Raw genomic sequence first — 19,734 nt, 5'->3', positions numbered from 1 at the left:
CGATGAACCTAACCGCTGCCTGTTTAGTATTGCTTAGCTACGCGACATTAATAGCGTACTTGTCTTTGAGTTCAGGAGAGTTGCAAGATTGGGGTAACATTGTTTACTTGGACAAGATGCAGCATGCGATGGCATACAGTGGTCTTGGTTTCCTGGGAGGCTTCTGTGTCGCAAATTGGCGTCTGCGTTGGATTGTGGCACTGAGTATTCTGTTATTCAGTGCTGTGATTGAAGTTTTACAAGGTTATGTGGGGCGCCAAACATCTTGGCACGACTTGATTGCGAACTCGATTGGCATTCTAACTGGTCTGCTATGTTACCGTATTTGGAGCCTCTATCGACCTAGGTTGGTGAAGTCGCTATACTCGATTCGATAATGAAGAGGGAATACGATAACCATGAAAACGCGCGACAAAATCGTCTATGCCGCATTGGAGCTGTTCAACCAACATGGTGAGCGCAATATCACAACCAATCACATTGCTGACCATATTGAAATTAGCCCAGGCAACCTTTACTACCACTTCCGCAACAAGCAAGAGATTGTGCGTGAGATCTTTGCGCTTTACTCTGCGGAATTGCTAGAACGCTTTACCCCAATTCAAGGTTCTCAAGAGAGCCTGACCATGCTGAAAAGCTACCTCGACTCGATCTTCACTTTGATGTGGAAGTACCGTTTTTTCTACGCGAACCTTCCAGAAATCCTTTCTCGAGACGGGCAACTGCATGATGAATACATTGATGTTCAAGAGAAGTTGCAAGCCAACCTCATTGCAATCATGCAAGAGTTTGTGTCTTTGAAGCTGTTGAGTGTTGATCAAGAGCAGCTAAAATCACTGGTTTGTACACTGCACCTTATCGCGTGTAGTTGGTTAGCTTACCAATCGGCGATGTCACCAAAGACTCAAATCACAGAGCAAATGGTGAAACAAGGCATGCTGCAAATGCTTAACGTCGTTAAGCCAGTAGCGACCGAGCAGGGTATGGAGCAATTGCTGCTGCTTGAAGAAGCGGTGAGTCGTCTGCACAGTTAATACTATTTTCCCTCCTTATTCATATCAGAAAATGAGAGTATGGCTCAACGCTTAAGGTTTAGAGCGCAACTCTCATTTTCGGCTCCTTCCTTGAGTTGACTTGCTGTGCTTATTTCGCACAATAGAACTCATGCTCTTCCATACTTTCTAGTGGAAGATGATTCTCGATAAAGGAACTATCGTTCAATGAATTACGACATTTTTAATGGTGATGCCGACGGTATCATCGCATTGCTGCAATTGCGCTTAGCGGATCCTATCAACGCTGAGTTGGTGACAGGCGTAAAGCGCGACATCAAACTGGTGGAAAAAGTGGGTGTGCAAGCGGGCGATGAGCTGACAGTGTTGGACATTTCAATGGAAAAGAACATGGCAGGTCTAGAGCAAGCTTTGGCTCAAGGCGCGCATGTTTTCTACGCCGATCACCACAAAGCAGGCGAGATTCCTCAGCACGGTAATTTGGACGCGCACATCGATCTTGATGCCAACATGTGTACTGCATTGATTGTCGATAAACTGCTTGATGGTCGTTTTCATACATGGGCGATCACCGCTGCTTATGGCGATAACTTGATCGCTAAAGCGGATGCATTGGCGGACAAAGCCGGACTTAATCAAGAGCAGAAAGCACAACTAAAAGAGCTTGGCACTTTAATCAACTACAACGGTTATGGCTCTAAAGTAGACGACCTTCATTTTCACCCAGCGGACTTGTATCAAGCGTTAAAACAATACGTTTCACCATTCGATGCGATTGCAGATAAAGCGTCACCTTACTACCAATTACAATCGGCTTATCAACAAGATATGGATGCGGCGCAGGCGGTTCCTGCTACTCACGAAAGTGCGAAGCTCAAGCTATTTGAACTGCCAAACAATGCAGCATCACGTCGAATTAGTGGTGTTTATGGCAACTGGCTTGCAAACCAAAAACCAGACTCCGCGCATGCGGTATTAACTGAAAATGCAGACGGTACTTACACGGTTTCTCTTCGCGCGCCACTGAATAATAAGCAGGGTGCCGTGGCGGTGTGTGGGCAGTTCCCGACAGGTGGTGGTCGAGAGGCTGCGGCGGGTATCAATGCGCTAAGCAAAGATGATGTTAGTGCCTTTATTGATGCGGTCGAAACCTACTACGCATAGCATTTTCCAAAATAGACATACAACAGAGGAGCCGAGTGGCTCCTTTGTTTTTATTTGTTGATAGCGCTGTTTTGAACTGGGGTTACCAACGACAGCTACATACGCTTTAACCAAGATTTCGGGTTCTGCGCTTCACTGTTACGGCGAATTTCGAAGTACAGTGAAGGTCTATCTTGACCACCCGTATCACCCGCAAGGGCAATTACTTCACCGGCTGTTACCTTATCGCCTTCTTTCTTGGTCAATGCTTGGTTGTAACCGTAGAGCGTCATGTCGCCTTTGCCGTGGTCGAGCAGAACGACTAGGCCATAACCACGCAAGTATTCGGCGAATACAACGGTTCCTGGGTAAACGGCTTTGACTTGTTGACCGTAGCTTGCTGAAAGCACCATGCCTTTCCAGTTTACTTGGCCAGTCTGTCTGGTTCCGAAGTTATGCAGCACTCGGCCTTTGAGTGGCCAAGGCAGTTTGCCACGTTGTTTCGCGATACCATCCATCGGTACTGCGTTACGTTTCGCGGCTTTCGCGATCTCGGCTTTTAGACGGGTTTCGTTGCGTTGCAATTCTGAAAGGTAACGTTTGTCGTCTTTGATGCTTTTCTGAATCTTGCTTAGCGTGCCTTTACGTTTCGATTGCGTGCTTGCCAATGACGAGCGCTTTTCCGATTGCTGCTTAAGCAAGGTTTCTATCTGTTCTTTTTCCAACTCAAGTTGGTTTTTATTGTGCGCCAACTCTTGAGTGGTTTTAGTAATGGCATCAATAACCTCCGCACGTGCTTTCGCTAAGTGCTGGAAATATTGACTGATGCGATCCTCTTCAACCCCTTCATTGAGCAGATGCCCATTGGCTTTGGCACGTTCCGTCACGTAGTAGGTTTGAATGAGCTGCTTTAGCTCTTCCTCTTGCGCTTGGCGTTGGCCTTCTTGCAGTGCAATTTTCTCTTCCAACTTATTAATGTTCTGATCGGCTTGCGCTAATTCCGCCTTAGTTTGCTTAATTTCTCTTTCTAGTTTAGAGATACCAAGCTCTTGGTCTTTAAGCGACTTTTGCAGATCGTTAAGTTGTTTTTCTTGAGAAGTGAGCGATTTACGCTGACGGCTGATTTCGTTAGAAACGCCTTTTAACTCTTGCTGACTGGCAGCGGAAGAGGTGAGGGGATATGTGGCAGATAAAGCACAAGTTAATAAAATAGCCGAGCGTAGCACTGGGTGATTTTGTTTTCGCACTTGAGAGTTACCTACCACATTCTTGTCAAAGGATCAGATGACGATTAAATACCATCTCCATGGATAAAGCTTTGCGATTTGCCATTAAAGCCTTGATCCATATCGAGAGAAGGTTTGTCCGTTTTCGGACGACCAACGATTTTTGCAGGCACACCAGCCACAGTTGTGTGGGGTGGCACTGCTTGCAATACCACAGAACAAGAGCCGATTTTCGCCCCTTGACCGACTTCAATATTGCCAAGAATCTTTGCACCTGCGCCGATCATTACGCCTTCGCGAATTTTCGGGTGACGGTCACCGCATTCTTTGCCGGTACCACCAAGGGTGACGTCCTGCAAAATAGACACGTCGTTTTCTACGACAGCTGTTTCACCAATCACGATACCAGTTGCATGGTCGAGCATGATACCACTACCAATGCGCGCTGCAGGGTGAATATCGACCTGACACGCCACAGAAATCTGATTTTGTAGATATGTCGCAAGAGCGTGACGACCTTGCTTCCACAACCAGTTTGCTACTCGGTAGCCTTGCAGAGCATGGTAGCCTTTCAGGTACAACAATGGCATTGAGTACATTGAAACCGCAGGGTCGCGATTAACCGTGGCACAAATGTCACAAGCTGCGCCGTCCGTAATCGTTGGATCAGCGGCAAAGGCTTCTTCAACCACTTCACGTACTGCCATTGCAGGCATGGAGGCTGTGTTCAATTTGTTGGCCAGAATGTAGCTCAATGCGGCACACAAGCTGTCATGCTTGATAATGGTTGCATGATAAAAGCTCGCCAGCATCGGCTCTTGCTCTGACATTTCACGGGCCTCTGAAACGATTTTGTCCCAGACTTTTTGTTTTTCGCAGTGTTTCATTCTCAATATCCTGAGTGGTTCTTCCGTGACCCGACAACTTCTATTCTTCTCAGATGAGGTGCAAAGGGCAGTAGATTGCTACTTTCCTTCGGCTTTTTTGTCACGAGCAAGTAAATCTTGCGCTGCCAGACGCGCATCTTTTCCTTGATACAATACTTGATAAATTTGGTCAACAATTGGCATTTCTACGCCCATGCGCTGAGATAGCATCCAAACTTCCTTGGTGTTGCGGTAGCCTTCGACCACCTGACCGATTTCTTCTTGTGCTGTGTCGACGTCTTTACCTTGGCCTAGTGCCAAACCAAAGCGACGGTTACGCGATTGGTTATCGGTACAAGTTAAGACGAGATCGCCCAAGCCAGCCATGCCCATAAAGGTTTCAGGTTGTGCGCCTAGCGCTGCGCCAAGACGGCTCATCTCTGCCAAACCACGTGTAATCAGCGCCGTGCGAGCATTGGCACCAAAACCAATACCATCAGACATACCCGCGCCAATCGCGATAACATTCTTCACTGCACCACCAAGTTGCATGCCGATAAAGTCGTTGTTTGCGTAAACACGGAAGGTTTTACTACAGTGGATTTTCTCTTGTAGGTCGGCAACAAAGTTTGCGTCTGGAGAAGCCACAGAAATTGCGGTAGGCATGCCCATAGCTAACTCTTTAGCAAATGTAGGACCGGATAAAACTGCCAACGAGTAGCTGTCACCGATGATATCGAATGCTACTTCTTTTAGTAGACGCCCCGTTTCTGGCTCAAGGCCTTTGGTTGCCCAACAGATACGAGAATCTTCACGCAGGAAAGGCTTACAGCTGTTGAGGACAATACCAAAAACGTGGCTAGGAACCACAACTAACAAATCACGGCTTGCTTGAACGGCTTTTTCTAAATCCGATTCAATAATCAAGCTTTCTGGGAAATCAATATCAGGTAGGAATACGTGGTTGGCACGATCTGCTTCAAGGCGTGCCATGTGCTCTGGCTCGTGACCCCATAGGATGACGTTCGCGCCGTTACGTGCGAGGGATATTGCCAAAGAGGTGCCATATGAGCCAGCACCAATCACAGTCATTGCGATGTCTTTACCGTAAGCATTGTTGGTATTTGCTTGTGTCATGCTACCGCCTAATAGTCTTTCTACTAGTAGAATCTAGTCCATAATCACTAGAGTTTACGCTCTCAAGGGGTTAGGAACTAGGAAGTTTTATCAGAAATAAAAAATGCACATTGCATCGCAGAGAGGACGCTTTGTGCATTTTCTTCAGGTATATGACGTGTGCTCATTTTTTATGAAGGGCAACACGCCACTTACAAAACGTGAATTACGCTTCAGCTTCGCCTTGTTGAGCTTGCTGTTGTAGGTAGTTCATGAATAGCGCGTCGAAGTTAACTGGCGCTAGGTTCAGCTGAGGGAACGTACCTTTAACTACTAGGCTTGAGATAGTTTCACGAGCGTACGGGAATAGGATGTTCGGGCAGAATGCGCCTAGGCAATGTGCAAGTTGACCTGCTTCCATTTGCTCAGCAGTGAAGATACCACCTTGTTGAACTTCACATAGGAACGCTGTTTCTTCTTCGTTCTTAACAGTAACGGTTAGACGTAGAACAACTTCGTAAACACCTTCACCAAGCTCACGGCTTTGAGTGTCTAGGTCTAGTTTAACGTCTGGGTTCCACTCTTTTTGGAACATTACTGGAGAGTTAGGCGCTTCGAAAGAAACGTCTTTTAGGAAGATGCGTTGAATTGCAAAGTTTTGTTGTGCGTCTTGTGGTGCTGCTTCAGCCATTTTTAAATCCTTAATAAACATTTGTTGGGTCTAGGATTCTCTAAACCCAGAAATATGGTTTGTCCTGAGACTAACTGAGCAAATCTACCTTGACTAGATGAAGCGCGTATTACGTGCAAAGCATCACAACTTAGTGCTTCAACTGCTTTCTATTTGCTCAGTTTATGTAAACGAGGCTGGCAAAATTGTTTTACCGCGACCTTATTTCTTACCACGTACTAATGGAAGGTTCGCTTCGTTCCATGCAATCAAACCGTTTTTCAGTAGGCTTACGTTTTCGAAGCCTGCTTTAGCTAGTAGGTTTGCACTCTCTTGGGCGGTTTGACCCGTTTTGCATACCACAATGATTGGGTCTGATTTGTGGTTTTCAAGGCTACCAAAGTTACCTGCTTTGATATCAGACGGCAAAATGTGAAGTGCGTCGGTGATATGACCTTGTTTGAACTCATCCTTAGAGCGGATATCCACTACAACGCCGTTTTCACGGTTCATAAGGTGAGTCAATTGGTTTACGTTAATCTCTTTGTATGCGGCTGTCGCTGATTTCACGAGGTTCATGATAAATGCGACAAGAAGACCTACCCAAACCAAAGATAGAATCATGTTCTGTTGGAAAAAATCAATGTACTCTTGCATGTCTTGAGCTCTTGCAATGTTGGCGGAAAAATAAAGCAGGAGTATAGCGGGGATAGTCGCCTTAGGCGAGAGGGTTAAAATTTTCTAACGAATAATTGAGATCTAAGCGCTTCAGGTGAGCCTCGTACGGGCTGTGCATTTCTGCAATCTTATTATCACTTCTTCCTATCAATTCAATTGGCGTAATTGACTTCACTTTTGGTCGAAAAAGCGCACAATGAATGGCAACAAAAAGTTTTTCACCAAAGTATTTCGGTGGTCGTACAAAGCATCTTGAAAGTGACTATGCTTGTGGAACACGTTTGCTGACTAGGTCGGATTGCTTGCTAACTTGTAAGATAGCAACAATAAATCGCAAACATTATTTGATCTTAACCTACAGTTTTGGTTAAAAAGTGTAGTAAAATTACGCTAGTTTTGTTTCAAGGTTAGATGGAGCAGCGAAGCTCTACACCGAAAGTTACTTAAATTTGATGAGGTCATCACTATGTCTGCTAAGAAGCCATTGGCTCTAGTTATCCTTGACGGTTACGGTTACCGTGAAGACACAGCAAGTAACGCAATTGCAAATGCTAAAACACCAGTAATGGATGCACTGATTGCGAACAACCCTAACACTCTAATCTCTGCTTCAGGCATGGACGTTGGTCTACCTGATGGTCAAATGGGTAACTCAGAAGTTGGTCACACCAACATCGGTGCAGGTCGCGTTGTATACCAAGATTTAACACGTATCACTAAGTCTATCGCTGACGGTGAATTCGCTGAAACGGCAGCACTAGTAGAAGCTATCGACTCTGCAGTAAAAGCTGAGAAAGCAGTACACATCATGGGCCTAATGTCTCCGGGTGGTGTTCACTCTCACGAAGATCACATCTACGCAGCGGTTGAAATGGCAGCAGCTCGTGGCGCTGAGAAAATCTACCTACACTGCTTCCTAGACGGCCGTGACACGCCACCACGTAGTGCTGAAAACTCACTACAACGTTTCCAAGACCTATTTGCGAAACTAGGTAAAGGTCGTGTTGCTTCTCTAGTAGGTCGTTATTACGCAATGGACCGTGACAACAACTGGGATCGCGTTCAAGTTGCTTACGATCTTCTAACTCAAGCTAAAGCTGAGTTCACAGCAGAAACGGCAGTTGCAGGTCTAGAAGCGGCTTACGCTCGTGAAGAAAACGATGAGTTCGTTAAAGCAACGGCTATCAAAGCTGAAGGTCAAGAAGACGCAATCATGCAAGATGGCGATGCAGTTATCTTCATGAACTACCGTGCTGACCGTGCACGTCAAATCACTCGTGCATTCGTTCCTGCATTTGACGGCTTCGAGCGCGCTGTATTCCCAGCAATCAACTTCGTGATGCTGACTCAATACGCGGCTGATATCCCTCTAGCTATCGCATTCCCACCTGCGTCTCTAGAAAACACTTACGGTGAGTGGCTATCTAAACAAGGTCAAACTCAGCTACGTATCTCTGAAACAGAGAAATACGCACACGTAACCTTCTTCTTCAACGGTGGTATTGAGAACGAATTCGAAGGCGAAGAGCGTCAACTTGTTGCTTCTCCAAAAGTAGCAACTTACGACATGCAGCCAGAAATGAGCTCTCCAGAGCTAACAGAGAAAATGGTTGCGGCTATCAAGTCTGGTAAGTACGACACTATCATCTGTAACTACCCGAACGCAGATATGGTTGGTCACACTGGTGTTTACGAAGCGGCTGAGCAAGCTATCGAAGCACTAGACGAAAGCGTTGGTAAAGTGGTTGAAGCAATCAAAGAAGTTGGCGGTCAAATGCTAATTACTGCGGACCACGGTAACGCAGAGATGATGATCGACCCAGAAACTGGCGGTATCCACACTGCTCACACTAACCTACCAGTACCTCTAATCTACGTAGGTGACAAAGCGGTTGAGTTCAAAGAAGGCGGTAAACTGTCTGACCTTGCACCAACAATGCTTTCTCTAGCAGGTCTAGAAATCCCTGCAGAAATGTCTGGTGAAGTGCTAGTTAAGTAATTAACTGACGATTCAGAATGATAAAAGCCCGAGCTCGACTCGGGCTTTTTTATGTCTGCGATTCTGTGTTTAGTAAGGTGGCGGTGAGTTACGAAGCTCAACAATTACTAAGGTCAACAGCCCCTCATTAAACCTGATCTAGTGCACTAAGATGCCAGTGCCTATGACCGCCAGAGCAGCGCCAAACCAAGCGAATCGATTCGGACGTTTTTTGGTGTAAACCCACAGCAATGGCAGCAACATGATCGGCGTTGTTGAAGACAGCAGAGCCACCATCCCGACATTACCTTCACGCAGGGCATAGAGAATCAACGTCATACCCACCGCCATGGCCAAAAAGCCGTTTAATGCCGTAATGCCAAAAACTTTCCATGTGATGGTTTGAGTCGCACGAGCAACTTTGGCGCCAATTAACCAAAGTGCGCAATGTGCGACGAAAGCACTGATCATGCGAATCGCGGAAGCGGCGACTGGATCGACACTGGTTTGCATGACAGGTTTAGCGATGATGCCGCCTAGAGCCTGACATATAGCGGCAGTTAAACCGAGCCCGACGCCAATCCAAACGTTGCCTTTGATCTCTTCTAGCGCGTTGCTGGTTTGCCCGCGTCGACCATAGAAAATTGCCATCACTACACCGCTGAAGACCAAGGCTGCTCCAATCAGCTCCATACCCGTCATGCTTTCGCTAAACAGGAAGTAACCCAGAATGGCAGAGAAGACGGCATGACAAGAAAACAATAAGCCTGCTTGGCGTGGCCCCATGCGGTTCAAACAAGCGAATAACGCGGTATCGCCAATAAAGATACCAATCAAACCGGACGCCATCATCGGCGTAATGTGTTCTGCCGATACACTGAACCAGCCACCCGTTATCCACGCCATTGTGGAGAGGATCACTGCGGTACAACCCATACGCCAACGGCTATAGGCAAACGCACCAAGATGCTGAGCGGGAACAACAGAAATTAAGCTAGAAACAGCCCATAGGAAAGCGGCACACAACGCCAACCATTCATAACCCATGATTGCGAGACATCCTTGTAGAGCAGGGGAAGGGCTTTAATATGCATCAATTTATAGAGATGTAAAAGAGCATCTTATCGCTAATAAAAAAGCAGCTCGTTGAGCTGCTTTTGATAGGGAGGATTACACTTTAAAACGACTGATGTTCTCACGCATGGTATTGGCGGTATCGTACATCTGGCGTGCGCCTTCACTGCCTTTAAGCGATTGTTCGGCAATCATGTCGGCATCGTCTTTAATGCCTTGTGTGTTGCGGCTGATGTCTTCGCTTACCGCGCGTTGCTCTTCTGCAGCGCTTGCGATTTGCATCGCCATGTCGTTGATCTCAGTGATCGAGTTGGTGATGCTGGTTAAGCTGTCGTGCGCTTGCTGAGCATAATCCACGCTAGTATCTGCCAAACTGGTGCTGGTTTGCATGCTATTGACTGCCAGCTTGGTGTTGTTTTGCAATGTTTCGATCATGGTGCGGATTTCTTCCGTCGAACCATGGGTGCGCTGGCTAAGTACACGTACTTCATCAGCAACTACAGCAAAACCGCGACCTTGCTCACCAGCACGAGCCGCTTCAATTGCCGCGTTAAGTGCTAACAAGTTAGTTTGTTCAGCAATGCCTTGGATAGTCGATAGGATTTGGTTGATGCTTTGCGTGTTTGCTTCTAGCTCTGAAATCACACTGGCGGCATCACTGACTTGTTCAGCCAGTTCGACAATCGCTTCACGGTTTTTCTGGATGACGTTTTGCCCTTCCATACAAGCAGATGCGGAGTTTTGCGAAGCGCTCGCTGTTAGCTCTGCGTGGCTTGCTACCTCAGCAGCGGTTGCTGACATCTCATGAATAGCAGTAGCAATTTGGTTGACGTCATTTTGCTGATGTTCAACACGACCCGCAGCCATCGCAGATAGCTCATTTGCTTGATTAGCCTGCTCAGAAAGTTGCTCACTGTTATCAACAATACTCTTCAACATGGTCTGCATTTGAGCAAGGAACTGGTTCACGTGAGTGGCAAGTTCCCCAATCTCATCCATGCGCTCGATCTTGATGCGCTGAGTAAGATCGCCTTCGCCCTGTGATAACTCTGAAAGCGCATCAGACAGCGTTTGAAGTGGCTGCAGTAAGCGAGTGATGATGTAAGTACTGATTGCCGCAATAATCAGATACAACACAATCGAAGCAATAGCGGTAAATGTCACTTGATCAGAGACAGAAGCAAACGCCATTTGTTTGTCTTGAACAATACCTAAAGACCAATCGGTGTTCGGCACTTTCGCTACATAAATCAGCTTATCGCCTTGGCTCGGCCATTGAATGGTGTCTAGCTTCGCATCACCAGCTAGCGTCATCATCGTGCTATGAGTTAAGGCTGGGTTGAGTTCTGTCAGCGGCTTTTGGCTGAGCTTTTCATCTTTGTAAGCCACTAAGTTGTTGTTGCCATCAACTAGGAACGCGAAACCATCGTTATCAAGCTGAATGTTAAGCACTTCAGTGATGATGTCAGTTACCGCCAAGTCTGCAGCAAGCACACCTTTTTTACCTTGATTAAAAGCTTTGGCAAAGCTAACCACAATGCTGCCATCGAAATCTTGGTATGGCTCTGTGATGATCAACCCTGATTTTGCCATCGCATCTTGGTACCAAGGACGAGTGCGTGGATCGTAATCTGCAGGCCATGATTCCGTCTTATCACCGTAGGCGATTGAGCCGTCAGAGAAGCCAGCGTAGACCGATAAAAACTTACCAGCGCGCTTGGTCAGTAGCATTTCACGATCGGCATCGTCTGATCCTGCAATGATATTTTCATTTGCCAGCATCATATCGCTGCGAATTGTCAGCCAATCGGTGATGTAACGGTTGGTCGATTGAGAGATGTTTTGAATCTCTCGATTAAGGGTAGAAGTGGTTTCTGTGCGCAGTTGATTGACGGAAACCCAAGCTTGAACGCCACTAACAATGGCGATAATGACTGCAATCGCAATCTGTATTTTTAGTTTGATGGTACTTCTCATTGCCTTACCTTCATAAAACAGACAAAAAGATCAATGTCACAAGCTGTGACTCCAAAGGGTGTGAGACGATTCAAGCACTGAAAGTTACATGAAAGGCTGTAGTGAATTTATCGACATTTTCTTATGTAACTTGAGGTAAATAGTGTGATTCTTATTCAAGATGTTGATTATGTGGGGGATTTTTAAGTTTATGAAATAGAGGTGAATTTCTTAAAATATATCGTGAGTAGCAAGGGGTAAAAGAGGGATTGCCTGGGGCGGCGTGAACCACCCCGAAGCTAGCTTGTTAGAACAAGATAATCACAGCACCATAGACAATGAACAGACCGACCAAGCCGATAATCAAACCGACCTTCGCCATGTCTTTACTTTCAATTAAGCCTGTTGAGTAAGCGAGTGAGTTAGGTGGCGTAGAGACTGGCAAAATCATACCGAGCGATGCCGAGAAGGCGACCACAACCAAAAAACCTTGTAGGCCACCGATAGCAACCAGACCCGGCATAGAAGCCCCAATCGCTGCTGCAATTGGCATCAACAAGTTCGCGGTAGCAGTGTTGGACATAAAGTTGGCCATCAGCCAACACACGATCGATAGGGCGACGACGACCGCAAATGGAGACAGGGACTCATAATCTATTGCGTGAGCGAGGGCTTCTGCCAAGCCCGTTTTATCTAGTGCAATACCAATGGCGATACCACCAGCTACCAGCCACAGCACATCCCAGTTGATAAGCTTGAGCTCTTCTTTACCCATGATGCCCGTCAAGGTGAACACAGCGAGTGGAATGATGGCGACGACATAGGTATTCATGCCGTGCACTTTGGTTGTCATCCACAGCAGAATAGTCATGGCGAAGGTCACGTAAACCACGATCGCACGCCAGCCCTTCTTGAACTTACCATCCAAGCGCAGCTTCATTTCTGGTTCGCTAGAAGGGAAGAGCTTTTGCAATAAGAACCAAGCCAGCGTCAGTTGCACTAAGACAAAAGGCAAGCCCATCATCATCCAAGATAGGAAATCGATGCTGTTTTCTCCGGTTAAATATTGCAAGGCAATTGCGTTAGGCGGGGTACCAATTGGTGTTGCAATACCACCCGTATTAGCGGCGATAGGAATACAGAGAACTAGTGCTTTTATCCCCAAATCGCCTTTTGGTGCCGAAGCAACGATGGGGCCAAGGAGAGCTAGCATCATAACGGTTGTTGCAGTGTTCGACATAAACATCGAGAACACGGCGGTGATCAGCATTAAGCCTAACATGATGAACTTAGGCTGAGTGCCAAACGGCTTAAGTAGTACACGAGCAAGGTTGTTATCAAGCTCGTATTTAGAGGCAGCAATAGCGAGAGCGAAGCCGCCCATGAAAAGGATAATGATGGGAGAGGAGAAGGCGGAGAAAATATCGGTGTAAGCAATTAACTCACCCAGATCATGTCCCGCTGGTGGATTACGAAATAGATGTAAGCCTTTGTCCGATATAATGATCAATTCAAGTGCGATGATAAGAATCGAAGTAGCGAATACGGGAACTGGTTCTAAAACCCAAAGTAGTGCAGCAAGAAGGAAAATAGCCAGAAGGCGATGTTGAATTAGAGTGAGATTGTCAATTGGAATGGTATCTATCGGCATCATTAAGACACCGAGTGGAATCAAAAAACACACCAGTAACTTGACCAGTGTGCCTGCACTCATCTTTGGCATTGGCAGCCCCTTTTATAATCATCCCTCGACGCAGAATAATTGATTGCGCTTTTAGGTACTTAGAGGCAAGTACGAGTTTGAAAAATAGAGGCGAAATTTCGAACAGAGTTTTGCTTTTCGTCAATAAAAAAGCCTCCGCGAGCGGAGGCATTAAAATCAGTTTGAGCGGAAAGCTTACTGCTGGTGCGCGTAAGGGGTACCCATTACGGTTGGCTTGCCATTTTCCATGCTTTCATCGAATGCGATAGCATCTTTTGCGAACAGGTTGATAACGGTTGAGCCAAGCTTGAAGCGACCCATTTCTTCGCCTTTCTTCAAGATAACCGCTTTATCGCCTTCTGCTGGGTAGTCCCATTTGTAAACCGAGTTACCACGTGGTGGCGTGATAGTGCCGGCCCATACTTGCTCGATGCTACCTACGATGGTTGCGCCAACCAGTATTTGTGCCATTGGGCCAAACTCAGTATCAAAGATACATACTACGCGTTCGTTGCGTGCGAATAGGTTTGGCACGTTCTCTGCGGTTAATGGGTTTACCGAGAATAGATCACCAGGTACGTAAATCATCTGACGCAACGTGCCGTCACATGGCATGTGTACACGGTGGTAGTCACGAGGTGATAGGTACAAGGTTGCGAAGGAGCCGTCTTGGAATTCTTCCGCTAGTTTTGCGTCACCGCCAAGCAGTTCTTGTGCTGAGAAGTTATGGCCTTTCGCTTGGATAAGCTGACCATCTTCAATCGGACCAAATTGGCTTACGCACGCGTCCGCAGGGTGAGTGATCACCTTTTCACCTTCCGCGATTGGACGTGCGCCGTCTTTTAGCTCACGAACAAAGAACTCGTTGAAGGTTTTGAAGTGCTTAGGATCGGAGTGCTTCGCCTCATCCATGTTCACGTTATATTGCTTGATAAACCAGCGAATGACTGCTGTTGTTAGACCGCCAGCCTCAGCCGAAGCCAGTTTACCCACTAGACGTGTTAGTCCATGTTGTGGGATCCAGTACTGCAGTCCAACTTTAATCTTGTCCATCTTTAATTCCGATACTTCTGTTAGATTCTCGCTTTAGGGCGCGTGATGTTACTGAAATTTCATCTGCTTGTCAGTATTAGGTGATGATTTCTTACACAGTTGCAGCCTTAACTCAGTTACAGATCCGCTTTCTTGTTACGTGAGTACTGACGGTTGGCTTTGTTTTCTACCATGCTCTCTAGAATTCGATGGTAGTTTTCAAAACGCACTTCACTGACTTCGCCTTTCTCTACTGCTTCACGCAAGATACAGCCAGGATCATCATTGTGTTTACAGTCGCGGAACTTACAACCGCCAAGATAAGGGCGGAATTCAACGAACGCTTTGGTCACTTCTTCTGCTTCTAGGTGCCACAAACCAAATTCACGTACCCCTGGAGAGTCAATCAGATCGCCACCAGTTGGGATGTGATACAAGCGAGCTGCTGTGGTTGTATGCTGACCCAAACCAGAATTCTCTGAGATCTCGCCTTCTTCCACTTCCTGCTCAAGTTCAGGCATTAGTGCGTTGACTAGGCTCGATTTACCTACGCCAGATTGACCAACGAAGATATTGATACGATCACGCAGTTGCTCTTCAAGTTCGGCAATACCTTCACCTGACTGCTTGCTCACAAACAGGACTTTGTAGCCAATACGTTTGTATTCTTCTAGCCACTCTTCGTACATTGCTCGATCTTCGTCAGCAAGTAGGTCTATCTTGTTGAGTACCAGCAGTGGTGCGATGTTCAGTGTTTCTGATGCGACCAAGTAGCGGTCAATGATGTTGAGCGAGAGCTCAGGTAAAACCGAAGACACGATCACCATTTGGTCGATGTTAGCGGCGACAGGTTTCAAGCCATCGTAGTAGTCAGGACGAGTTAGCATCGATGTGCGAGGTTCTACGGCTTCAACCACGCCAGAAATACCTGCCATTGATTCAAGTCCTTCACGCCAAAGTACGCGGTCGCCGGATACCAGTGATTCGATACCACGACGAAGGTTACAGCGCTGCACCTCACCAGTTTCTAGATCTTCGATGTCAGCGTGCTGACCGAAACGAGTGATGACGAGACCCTGTTTACTTGCGCCTAGCATGGTTTCATCCCACTGGATGGACTCTTCTTGCTTTTTTAGGCGTTTTTGTTGGTTGCTGCGTACGCGGCGCACCTGACCTTTGGTTAACTTTTTCTTTTTTACCACAATCTTGTACTTAATGTGAGTTGACTCAGTTGATTGAGCACGCTTTCGGCTCAAACTCGTGAGTATCGTGTTTCAAGTATTTTCAGGTATAGTACCTCTTTTATCGATAAACAAATAGGCGGCGTAACCATGTCCTTTAGCGATCAAAACCTGATTTGGGTGGATTTAGAGATGACAGGCCTCGATCCTGAAACGCACAAAATCATCGAAATTGCTTCTATCGTCACGGATAGTGAATTGAATATTTTGGCTGAAGGTCCTGTTCTTGCTGTACATCAGCCTGAAGAAGAGCTGGCGAAGATGGATGATTGGTGTACTAATACGCACACTTCAAGTGGCTTGGTTGAGCGCGTTCGTAACAGTGATGTTTCTGAACAAGATGCTGTTGCGCAGACCATCGAATTTCTTGATAAATGGGTACCAAAGGGTGTTTCTCCAATTTGTGGTAACAGCATTGGTCAGGATCGCCGTTTCTTGTACAAGCATATGCCTGAATTGGAAGAATACTTCCACTACCGTTATTTGGACGTGAGTACGCTAAAAGAACTGACTCGCCGCTGGAAACCAGAAGTGTTAGACGGTTTTTCGAAGCAGGGCACGCATCTAGCATTAGATGATATCCGTGAGTCGATTGCTGAGCTAAAGTACTACCGCGAAACGATCTTTAAGATCTAACTGTTAAGGCTGCGATCCAAATTGTTGTAATTAATGAGCGTTTTGCTTGCTTTTTCATCTGTCAGCAAAAAAATAAAGTTTTTTTGAACGAAGGACTTGCATCACAAAAAAATGCTCTTATAATTCGCAGCCCTGAACGACGGAAACGTTGTTGATGCGACACTAGCTCAGTTGGTAGAGCGCAACCTTGCCAAGGTTGAGGTCACGAGTTCGAACCTCGTGTGTCGCTCCAGTTTGATAGCTCTCATTGTGCTTAACAATGAAATACGGACGCGGGATGGAGCAGCTTGGTAGCTCGTCGGGCTCATAACCCGAAGGTCGTCGGTTCAAATCCGGCTCCCGCAACCAATTCTCTTTCGAGAACATGCGACACTAGCTCAGTTGGTAGAGCGCAACCTTGCCAAGGTTGAGGTCACGAGTTCGAACCTCGTGTGTCGCTCCAATTTAATAGCTCTCATTGTGCTTAACAATGAAACACGGACGCGGGATGGAGCAGCCTGGTAGCTCGTCGGGCTCATAACCCGAAGGTCGTCGGTTCAAATCCGGCTCCCGCAACCAATTCTCTTTCGAGAATATGCGACACTAGCTCAGTTGGTAGAGCGCAACCTTGCCAAGGTTGAGGTCACGAGTTCGAACCTCGTGTGTCGCTCCAATTTAATAGCTCTCATTGTGCTTAACAATGAAATACGGACGCGGGATGGAGCAGCCTGGTAGCTCGTCGGGCTCATAACCCGAAGGTCGTCGGTTCAAATCCGGCTCCCGCAACCAATTCTCTTTCGAGAATATGCGACACTAGCTCAGTTGGTAGAGCGCAACCTTGCCAAGGTTGAGGTCACGAGTTCGAACCTCGTGTGTCGCTCCAATTTAATAGCTCTCATTGTGCTTAACAATGAAACACGGACGCGGGATGGAGCAGCCTGGTAGCTCGTCGGGCTCATAACCCGAAGGTCGTCGGTTCAAATCCGGCTCCCGCAACCAATTCTCTTTCGAGAATATGCGACACTAGCTCAGTTGGTAGAGCGCAACCTTGCCAAGGTTGAGGTCACGAGTTCGAACCTCGTGTGTCGCTCCAATTTAATAGCTCTCATTGTGCTTAACAATGAAATACGGACGCGGGATGGAGCAGCCTGGTAGCTCGTCGGGCTCATAACCCGAAGGTCGTCGGTTCAAATCCGGCTCCCGCAACCAATTCTCTTTCGAGAATATGCGACACTAGCTCAGTTGGTAGAGCGCAACCTTGCCAAGGTTGAGGTCACGAGTTCGAACCTCGTGTGTCGCTCCAATTTGATAGCCCTCATTGTGCTTAACAATGACATTGCGACACTAGCTCAGTTGGTAGAGCGCAACCTTGCCAAGGTTGAGGTCACGAGTTCGAACCTCGTGTGTCGCTCCAATTTGATAGTCCTCATTGTGCTTAACAGTGACATTGCGACACTAGCTCAGTTGGTAGAGCGCAACCTTGCCAAGGTTGAGGTCACGAGTTCGAACCTCGTGTGTCGCTCCAGTTTCTATTATCGTATTAAGCGATAATACACGGACGCGGGATGGAGCAGCTTGGTAGCTCGTCGGGCTCATAACCCGAAGGTCGTCGGTTCAAATCCGGCTCCCGCAACCAATTCACATCGCTCTTTTCATAATGCTGCGAAGCATGAACCCCTGAAAAATAATATTTTAATCCGCATCAGTCGATGTCGGACGATTTCGTTTGTGTTTTAAACATGAGACGACTTGTCTGAGCAACGAATATTCTGGTGTTCGGAGTGCTTTCTGCTCATTAATTAACAGAGTTATCCACATGTCTTGTTCTGTGGATAAATTGGTTGATAAAGTGTTTTCAGCTTGGATTTTATGAGCTAGAAAGAAAGATCTTTTCTTTATGCAAAAGCCATGAAAGTTTTTCTTTATTGCATAAGTGTATGTTTTTTATAGGAAAACTTTGTTTTATTGCGGATCGGGTGCGTTAAATCAGGATCATTATTTTGTGTTTTTTTGATCCTAATCATTTCTTCAGGTTGTGTTTAACTTTTTTCTCTTCCCTGAAATCTTGCAATTCTCTAATTTTTTTCCACATTACAGAATTGAGAACAAGGTCATAAATTGATCATGTAAAAAGAGTTTTCAATCTCTTGCATATGAGCTACGCGTTATGCGTCTCTCGGAAGGCCTTTTTCGACGATTCTAATTAAACGCTTCTTCTTCGTCTCGATAGAGTCTGATTCAGCGGTAGGAATTTGGCTGAGTTGTTGTCCTAGAGCCCAATTAATATGTTCATCTAGTAACTCACTTTCACCACGACGGGCCTCTAGAGCGTCAATCGTTCTTTGGCTGTATTCTGTATTACCAAGTGCGACAGAAATATTACGCAGCCATTGCAAGTGTCCAATTCGGCGGATCGCAGACCCTTCCATTTGTTTTAGGAAGGTTGCCTCATCCCAATTGAACATAGTAACGAGATCTGGGTCTTCAAAACTGTCGCGGCGATGGAAGTCGTCTTGCTCGGTTATGTCTGCGTATCGATTCCAAGGGCAAACGAGTTGGCAGTCATCACACCCGTAGATGCGATTTCCCATTGGCTTGCGGAACTCTTCAGGAATAACACCATCAAATTCGATAGTGAGATACGAGATACATCGTCTAGCATCCACGACTTTTTCATCGACGATTGCTTGTGTCGGACACGATGTGATGCACGCTTTACACTTGTCACATTGGTCAACACTTGGTTCGTCTACTGGTAATGGTAAGTCGATAAGTAACTCGCCAAGGAAAAACCAAGAGCCACAGTCCTTATCCAATATGAGAGAGTGCTTGCCCGTCCAGCCTAACCCGGCTTTTTGAGCCAGTGGGCGTTCAAGGATAGGGGCTGAGTCGACAAAGGGGCGATAGCCATATTGGCCGACTTCTTGCTCAATAAGTTTGCCAAGCTTATTAAGCTGCTTTCTGACCAACTTGTGATAATCACGGCCAAGTGCATAGCGACTGATGTATGCGTGGTTCTTATTTGCCAAATTGGAAGCAAACTTGGCTTCTGGTGGTAGGTAATCCATGCGCACGCTGATGACGCGTACTGTTCCCGGTAGAAGTTCATTTGGCCTGGCGCGCATCATGCCGTGACGAGCCATCCAGTCCATAGAGCCATGATAGCCAGCATCAAGCCACTTTTGCAGAGCGGCCTCATGTTCACTAAGATCAACATCGCAGATACCGACTTTCTGGAAGCCGAGCTCTTTACCCCAAATTTTGATTTGTTGAGCGAGTTGTTCGTAGTTCATGTTTTATCACCGAGATAAAAGGGGGGCGGATCTTACCGGATCTTATGAATGGGCGCCACCAGAAAGTCTAGACAGAAATTCGAGAAATAGGTTTTGAAACCAAGTCATCAAAAGTTGACGTAGGCATGAGT

16 protein-coding genes and 14 tRNA genes are annotated in these 19,734 nt (G+C 46.6%); 19 read left to right on the top strand and 11 right to left on the bottom strand.

Annotated elements, in window-relative coordinates:
- The first annotated feature begins 2 nt into the window (after nt 1–2).
- The 3 genes from A8140_RS14855 to A8140_RS14845 all read left to right on the top strand — a co-directional run bounded on the left by A8140_RS14855 (nt 3) and on the right by A8140_RS14845 (nt 2,177).
- Nucleotides 3–377 (top strand): VanZ family protein, encoded by a 375-nt coding sequence (locus A8140_RS14855; protein ID WP_005530929.1) that lies wholly within the window; start codon nt 3–5, stop codon nt 375–377.
- Nucleotides 378–398: 21 nt separating this feature from the next.
- Nucleotides 399–1,034 (top strand): TetR/AcrR family transcriptional regulator, encoded by a 636-nt coding sequence (locus A8140_RS14850; RefSeq protein WP_005530932.1) that lies wholly within the window; start codon nt 399–401, stop codon nt 1,032–1,034.
- Between the two features lie 186 nt (nt 1,035–1,220).
- Complete coding sequence (locus tag A8140_RS14845; protein WP_005530933.1) at nt 1,221–2,177, top strand: hypothetical protein; 957 nt, start codon at nt 1,221–1,223, stop codon at nt 2,175–2,177.
- A 95-nt stretch (nt 2,178–2,272) separates the two neighbouring features.
- Here A8140_RS14845 and A8140_RS14840 read toward each other — a convergent pair whose 3' ends face one another.
- The 5 genes from A8140_RS14840 to A8140_RS14820 form a co-directional block, all read right to left on the bottom strand.
- Nucleotides 2,273–3,421: a murein hydrolase activator EnvC family protein gene (locus tag A8140_RS14840; protein WP_005530935.1), complete on the bottom strand. Its 1,149-nt coding sequence runs from the start codon at nt 3,419–3,421 to the stop codon at nt 2,273–2,275.
- A gap of 26 nt (nt 3,422–3,447) precedes the next feature.
- Complete coding sequence (cysE, locus tag A8140_RS14835; protein WP_005530936.1) at nt 3,448–4,269, bottom strand: serine O-acetyltransferase; 822 nt, start codon at nt 4,267–4,269, stop codon at nt 3,448–3,450.
- Nucleotides 4,270–4,347: 78 nt separating this feature from the next.
- Nucleotides 4,348–5,385, bottom strand: a complete 1,038-nt coding sequence (gene gpsA / locus A8140_RS14830) for an NAD(P)H-dependent glycerol-3-phosphate dehydrogenase (protein ID WP_005530938.1) — start codon at nt 5,383–5,385, stop codon at nt 4,348–4,350.
- Nucleotides 5,386–5,590: 205 nt separating this feature from the next.
- Nucleotides 5,591–6,055, bottom strand: a complete 465-nt coding sequence (secB, locus tag A8140_RS14825; RefSeq protein ID WP_005530940.1) for a protein-export chaperone SecB — start codon at nt 6,053–6,055, stop codon at nt 5,591–5,593.
- A 201-nt stretch (nt 6,056–6,256) separates the two neighbouring features.
- Entirely contained in the window at nt 6,257–6,691 is a 435-nt protein-coding gene (locus A8140_RS14820) for a rhodanese-like domain-containing protein (RefSeq protein WP_005530941.1), read from the bottom strand.
- 487 nt (nt 6,692–7,178) lie between these two features.
- Here A8140_RS14820 and gpmM point away from each other — a divergent pair, with 487 nt between their 5' ends.
- The gene (gene gpmM / locus A8140_RS14815) at nt 7,179–8,711 is read left to right on the top strand and encodes a 2,3-bisphosphoglycerate-independent phosphoglycerate mutase (RefSeq protein ID WP_005530942.1); all 1,533 of its coding nucleotides are present in this window, start codon (nt 7,179–7,181) and stop codon (nt 8,709–8,711) included.
- Between the two features lie 138 nt (nt 8,712–8,849).
- Here gpmM and A8140_RS14810 read toward each other — a convergent pair whose 3' ends face one another.
- The 5 genes from A8140_RS14810 to rsgA all read right to left on the bottom strand — a co-directional run bounded on the left by A8140_RS14810 (nt 8,850) and on the right by rsgA (nt 15,656).
- Nucleotides 8,850–9,737 carry a DMT family transporter gene (locus tag A8140_RS14810; protein WP_005530943.1) on the bottom strand — a complete coding sequence of 296 codons (888 nt, stop codon included), beginning with the start codon at nt 9,735–9,737 and terminating at the stop codon, nt 8,850–8,852.
- A gap of 123 nt (nt 9,738–9,860) precedes the next feature.
- Complete coding sequence (locus tag A8140_RS14805) at nt 9,861–11,741, bottom strand: methyl-accepting chemotaxis protein (protein WP_005530944.1); 1,881 nt, start codon at nt 11,739–11,741, stop codon at nt 9,861–9,863.
- A 286-nt stretch (nt 11,742–12,027) separates the two neighbouring features.
- Nucleotides 12,028–13,443 (bottom strand): SLC13 family permease, encoded by a 1,416-nt coding sequence (locus tag A8140_RS14800; RefSeq protein ID WP_005530945.1) that lies wholly within the window; start codon nt 13,441–13,443, stop codon nt 12,028–12,030.
- 174 nt (nt 13,444–13,617) lie between these two features.
- On the bottom strand, nt 13,618–14,475 hold the full coding sequence (asd, locus tag A8140_RS14795; RefSeq protein WP_038863542.1) for an archaetidylserine decarboxylase: 858 nt from the start codon (nt 14,473–14,475) through the stop codon (nt 13,618–13,620).
- Between the two features lie 116 nt (nt 14,476–14,591).
- A complete protein-coding gene (gene rsgA / locus A8140_RS14790; protein ID WP_005537148.1) occupies nt 14,592–15,656 on the bottom strand; it encodes a small ribosomal subunit biogenesis GTPase RsgA in 1,065 nt (354 codons plus the stop codon).
- 129 nt (nt 15,657–15,785) lie between these two features.
- Here rsgA and orn point away from each other — a divergent pair, with 129 nt between their 5' ends.
- The 15 genes from orn to A8140_RS14715 all read left to right on the top strand — a co-directional run bounded on the left by orn (nt 15,786) and on the right by A8140_RS14715 (nt 17,946).
- Nucleotides 15,786–16,331 carry an oligoribonuclease gene (gene orn, locus A8140_RS14785; protein WP_005537149.1) on the top strand — a complete coding sequence of 182 codons (546 nt, stop codon included), beginning with the start codon at nt 15,786–15,788 and terminating at the stop codon, nt 16,329–16,331.
- A gap of 156 nt (nt 16,332–16,487) precedes the next feature.
- Nucleotides 16,488–16,563, top strand: a tRNA-Gly gene (locus A8140_RS14780).
- A 39-nt stretch (nt 16,564–16,602) separates the two neighbouring features.
- Nucleotides 16,603–16,679, top strand: a tRNA-Met gene (locus A8140_RS14775).
- Nucleotides 16,680–16,697: 18 nt separating this feature from the next.
- Nucleotides 16,698–16,773: transfer RNA gene (locus A8140_RS14770), tRNA-Gly, on the top strand.
- A gap of 39 nt (nt 16,774–16,812) precedes the next feature.
- Nucleotides 16,813–16,889 (top strand) — tRNA-Met (locus tag A8140_RS14765).
- Between the two features lie 18 nt (nt 16,890–16,907).
- Nucleotides 16,908–16,983, top strand: a tRNA-Gly gene (locus A8140_RS14760).
- Between the two features lie 39 nt (nt 16,984–17,022).
- A tRNA-Met gene (locus A8140_RS14755) sits at nt 17,023–17,099 on the top strand.
- An 18-nt stretch (nt 17,100–17,117) separates the two neighbouring features.
- Nucleotides 17,118–17,193 (top strand) — tRNA-Gly (locus A8140_RS14750).
- Nucleotides 17,194–17,232: 39 nt separating this feature from the next.
- Nucleotides 17,233–17,309, top strand: a tRNA-Met gene (locus A8140_RS14745).
- An 18-nt stretch (nt 17,310–17,327) separates the two neighbouring features.
- Nucleotides 17,328–17,403: transfer RNA gene (locus tag A8140_RS14740), tRNA-Gly, on the top strand.
- 39 nt (nt 17,404–17,442) lie between these two features.
- Nucleotides 17,443–17,519: transfer RNA gene (locus A8140_RS14735), tRNA-Met, on the top strand.
- An 18-nt stretch (nt 17,520–17,537) separates the two neighbouring features.
- Nucleotides 17,538–17,613: transfer RNA gene (locus tag A8140_RS14730), tRNA-Gly, on the top strand.
- Between the two features lie 35 nt (nt 17,614–17,648).
- Nucleotides 17,649–17,724: transfer RNA gene (locus A8140_RS14725), tRNA-Gly, on the top strand.
- 35 nt (nt 17,725–17,759) lie between these two features.
- A tRNA-Gly gene (locus tag A8140_RS14720) sits at nt 17,760–17,835 on the top strand.
- A 34-nt stretch (nt 17,836–17,869) separates the two neighbouring features.
- Nucleotides 17,870–17,946, top strand: a tRNA-Met gene (locus tag A8140_RS14715).
- A gap of 529 nt (nt 17,947–18,475) precedes the next feature.
- Here A8140_RS14715 and queG read toward each other — a convergent pair.
- On the bottom strand, nt 18,476–19,603 hold the full coding sequence (gene queG, locus A8140_RS14710) for a tRNA epoxyqueuosine(34) reductase QueG (protein WP_005532166.1): 1,128 nt from the start codon (nt 19,601–19,603) through the stop codon (nt 18,476–18,478).
- Between the last annotated feature and the right edge of the window lie 131 nt (nt 19,604–19,734).

This window comes from Vibrio campbellii CAIM 519 = NBRC 15631 = ATCC 25920 (genome assembly GCF_002163755.1).
Classification (GTDB): Bacteria; Pseudomonadota; Gammaproteobacteria; order Enterobacterales; family Vibrionaceae; genus Vibrio; species Vibrio campbellii.
The sequence above is the reverse complement of the archived record's forward strand: the minus strand, read 5'-3'. Positions and strand labels throughout refer to the sequence as shown.

Coding starts and splice junctions, on each gene's coding strand:
- A8140_RS14855 (WP_005530929.1), top strand. CDS start 3: ATGAACCTAACCGCTGCCTGTTTAGTATTGCTTAGCTACGCGACATTA.
- A8140_RS14850 (WP_005530932.1), top strand. CDS start 399: ATGAAAACGCGCGACAAAATCGTCTATGCCGCATTGGAGCTGTTCAAC.
- A8140_RS14845 (WP_005530933.1), top strand. CDS start 1,221: ATGAATTACGACATTTTTAATGGTGATGCCGACGGTATCATCGCATTG.
- cysE (WP_005530936.1), bottom strand. CDS start 4,269: ATGAAACACTGCGAAAAACAAAAAGTCTGGGACAAAATCGTTTCAGAG.
- gpsA (WP_005530938.1), bottom strand. CDS start 5,385: ATGACACAAGCAAATACCAACAATGCTTACGGTAAAGACATCGCAATG.
- secB (WP_005530940.1), bottom strand. CDS start 6,055: ATGGCTGAAGCAGCACCACAAGACGCACAACAAAACTTTGCAATTCAA.
- A8140_RS14820 (WP_005530941.1), bottom strand. CDS start 6,691: ATGCAAGAGTACATTGATTTTTTCCAACAGAACATGATTCTATCTTTG.
- gpmM (WP_005530942.1), top strand. CDS start 7,179: ATGTCTGCTAAGAAGCCATTGGCTCTAGTTATCCTTGACGGTTACGGT.
- A8140_RS14810 (WP_005530943.1), bottom strand. CDS start 9,737: ATGGGTTATGAATGGTTGGCGTTGTGTGCCGCTTTCCTATGGGCTGTT.
- A8140_RS14805 (WP_005530944.1), bottom strand. CDS start 11,741: ATGAGAAGTACCATCAAACTAAAAATACAGATTGCGATTGCAGTCATT.
- A8140_RS14800 (WP_005530945.1), bottom strand. CDS start 13,443: ATGCCAAAGATGAGTGCAGGCACACTGGTCAAGTTACTGGTGTGTTTT.
- asd (WP_038863542.1), bottom strand. CDS start 14,475: ATGGACAAGATTAAAGTTGGACTGCAGTACTGGATCCCACAACATGGA.
- orn (WP_005537149.1), top strand. CDS start 15,786: ATGTCCTTTAGCGATCAAAACCTGATTTGGGTGGATTTAGAGATGACA.
- queG (WP_005532166.1), bottom strand. CDS start 19,603: ATGAACTACGAACAACTCGCTCAACAAATCAAAATTTGGGGTAAAGAG.